General features: G+C 71.3%; 3 protein-coding genes. 1 reads left to right on the plus strand and 2 read right to left on the minus strand.

What is annotated here, in order from left to right; genetic code table 11:
* The coding region (locus tag GT354_RS11945) for an ROK family protein (protein ID WP_161356275.1) at positions 1 to 498 on the minus strand (498 nt) is incomplete at its 3' end.
* Positions 495 to 2015: an APC family permease gene (locus tag GT354_RS11950; protein ID WP_161356276.1), complete on the minus strand. Its 1521-nt coding sequence runs from the start codon at positions 2013 to 2015 to the stop codon at positions 495 to 497. The genes GT354_RS11950 and GT354_RS11945, both read right to left, overlap by 4 nt.
* A 260-nt stretch (positions 2016 to 2275) precedes the next feature.
* Here GT354_RS11950 and GT354_RS11955 point away from each other — a divergent pair.
* Positions 2276 to 3139 (plus strand): ROK family transcriptional regulator (locus GT354_RS11955; RefSeq protein WP_161356277.1); only part of this gene is annotated, 864 nt, incomplete at its 3' end.

The raw sequence follows: 3139 nt of genomic DNA on the forward strand, positions 1-3139 counted from the left end.
GGTGCCCAGGCTGAGCAGGATCGCCGGATCGGCCCCGCGCAGGGCGCCCCAACGCACCTCGGCGAGCGCGGCGGCCTTGGCGTCCGTACCGACGGCCACGTGCGCGCGATCGAGGCCGAACGCGTCGCGCAGCGTCGCCGCCAGGGTCAGGTTCTGCCAGCCGGGCACGTTGGGCGCGAGCAGTATCCGGTCCGGCAGCACGATTCCGGGACTCGCGGCGCCCACCGCGGCGCAGTGTCCGCCGGTCTCGGCGGCGGTGCGCTCGACGAGTGCGCGGGCCGCGTCCAGGGCGCGGCGCAGCGCCTGTTCGGCACCCGCGGGCGCGTCGGTGCGCAGGCGGGTGTCGGCCAGCACGATTCCGTCGGGACGGGCGGTGGCGATGGCGATTTTGGTGCCGCCGAAGTCGATGCCGCAGACGAACCCGTCCCCCGCGCCGGAGCGGGCCTCGGCCGACTCCGGCGCGGGGACGTGGGTACGGCCTCGGTGGGCCGTCGTCACGCGGGCTCCGAGACGGAGGGATCGGCCGCCGCGGGGCCCGTGCCGGGCGTGTCCGACCCGGACTTGTCGCGTCCGGGCCCGCCGAGACGAGCCTCGGTACAAGCCTCCGTATAAGCCTCGGTGATCTCCCGTTCCCCGAACGGCCAGGTGCGCTCGAATCTCGCCCACACCACGAACGCCACGCAGCCCAGTCCCACCCACGCGAGCGCCCATTCGATCGGGTGCCGGCCGGGCGAATTCTTGTCGGCGTAGCAGAAGACGGCGACCCAGCCCACAAGCGAGACGATCGCCGGTACGGGGTAGAGCCACATGCGGTACGGGCGGTTCAGCCCGGGTTGCCGGCGGCGCAGCACGATCAGGGCGGCGACCTGCGAGACGGCCTGCACGATCACCATCACGGCGGTCAACAGCACGATGATCGTGTTGAAGTCGGTGTGGTTGCCGATCAGGAAGCCGGCTGCGGTGACCACGCCCATCGTGAGCAGGCCCACGGTGGGGAAGCGGTGACGCGGGTGCAGGCGGGCGAACTGCCGGAAGAACACCTTGTCGCGGGCCGCGTCGTAGGGCACGCGCGAACCGCCGAGGAGGCCGGCGAACACCGACGCGAACGCGGTGATCAGGATGAGCACGGTCACCGTCTGCGCGGCGCCCTTGCCCCACGCCTTCTCCAGCACCAGCGAGCCGATCGAGGACGAGCCCGAGATGGTGTCGGTGTCGACGACGCCCAGGACGCCGATCTGCATGACCAGGTAGATCGCGCCGATGCCCAGGATCGAGTAGACGATCGAGCGCGGCAGCACCCTCCCGGGGTCCTTGATCTCGGCGCCGACGTAGGCCGTGGTGTTGTAGCCGAGATAGTCGTAGATGCCGATGTTGAGCCCGCCGACGAACGCGAGCCAAAAACCCGTGGTGCCCACGTCGAACGCGCCGTCGGGGTAGTCGAAAGCCATGCCGGGGCGGAAGTGCGTGTAGGACGCGAGGATCACCGCGCCGACGCTGATCAGCATGACGACCCACATGATCGTGCTCAGCAGCCCGATCGACTCGATCTTGCGCCACAACAGGAGCACGACCGCGATCACCACGCCCACGCCGACGAAGTCGCCCTGGGTTTGGCTCATCGAGGGCCACAGGTATTGCAGGTACTGGACCATGCCGAGCACGCCGGTGGACATGATCAGGGGGATGAACAGGATCGCGGTCCACACGAACAGGAACGGCATCAGCCGTCCGGTGCGGTACTGGAACGCCTCGCGCAGGTAGATGTACGTGCCGCCGGCGCCGGGCATCGCGGCGCCGAGTTCGGCCCAGATCAGGCCGTCGGCGAGGGCGAGCAGGGCGCCCGCGAGGAAGCCGAGGACGGCCTGCGGGCCGCCGAACGTGCCGACCATCAGGGGGATCGTGACGAACGGCCCGATGCCGCACATCTGACTCATGTTGATCGCGGTCGCCTGGAACAGGCCGATACGGCGGACGAATCCGCCGTCCGGCGCGGCCGCGCGTGGTTCGGCGCTCACCGTGAACCTCCTGGACGGGGACGCCCCCGGGCAACCCCGGGGCGCAGTGCGAGGACGGAACGTGCGTGGTGCGACGTGCGTGGTGCGACGTGCGTCGTACGCGGTGCTCCGGGCACATGGTGGCCGCCGGTTTGTAAAGTAAAATTCCTTTACTAAAATCACGTCAAGAGGCGGCGCCCGATCCGGCCCACGTCTTTGCCCGATCGTGACGGATCCCGGTACCCGCGCGGGTGTTCGCCGCCGCGCCGTACAGTGGCGCGATGACCGCAGGTGGGACCACGCACGGCAACAGCGGCGTATTGCGCAGTATCAACGAACGGGTTCTCTTGGACCGGGTCCGCGCAGCCGCGCCGATCTCGCGCGCGCAACTCGCCCGCGACACCGGACTGTCCAAGCCGACCGTCTCCACCGCCCTGGAGTCGCTGGAGCGCGCCGGCCTGGTCCGCGCCGTCGGCCTGGAGATCGGCGCGCGGGGCCGCGCCGCGCTGTTGTACGAACCCGACCCCACGGCAGGCTACGTCGTGGGCATCGACATCGGCCGGGCCTGGATCCGGGTCGCCGTGGCCGACCTGGACGGCAACCTGCTCGCCCGCCAGGACCGCCGCAATCGCGCCCGCGGTTCGGCCGGCATGCTCACCACCGCCACCAACCTCGCGCACACCGTGGTCGCCGACGCGGGCCTGGTCCAGGGCGACGTCGCGCACACGGTGATCGGCTGCCCCGGCGTCTACGACCGCACGGCCGACCGGATTCGCTACGCGGTCAACCTCCCCGGGTGGGGCCGGCCGGGACTGCGCGGGCGGATGGAGGTCGCGCTCGGCACCACCGTCGACATCGTCAACGACGCCAACCTCGCGGCGCTGGGGGAGTACCACTCCGGCGCGGGAGTGGACTGCCCGCTGTTCGTGTACATCACCGTGGGCACCGGCCTGGGCATGGGCATCGTCGCGGAGGGGCGGCTGTTCCCGGGCGCGGCCGGTGCGGCGGGGGAGATCGGCTTCCTGCCGTTGTCGCCGCGGCCCTTGGAGGTGGGCGACAGCGCCGCCGCGACCGCCGCGTCACGCCGGGGCATGCTGGAGGACGCGGTCTCGGCGGACGCCGTCGTACGCGGGGCGCGCGCGCTC

The organism is Streptomyces sp. SID3343 (assembly GCF_009865215.1).
In the GTDB taxonomy this organism is placed as follows: Bacteria; Actinomycetota; Actinomycetes; order Streptomycetales; family Streptomycetaceae; genus Embleya.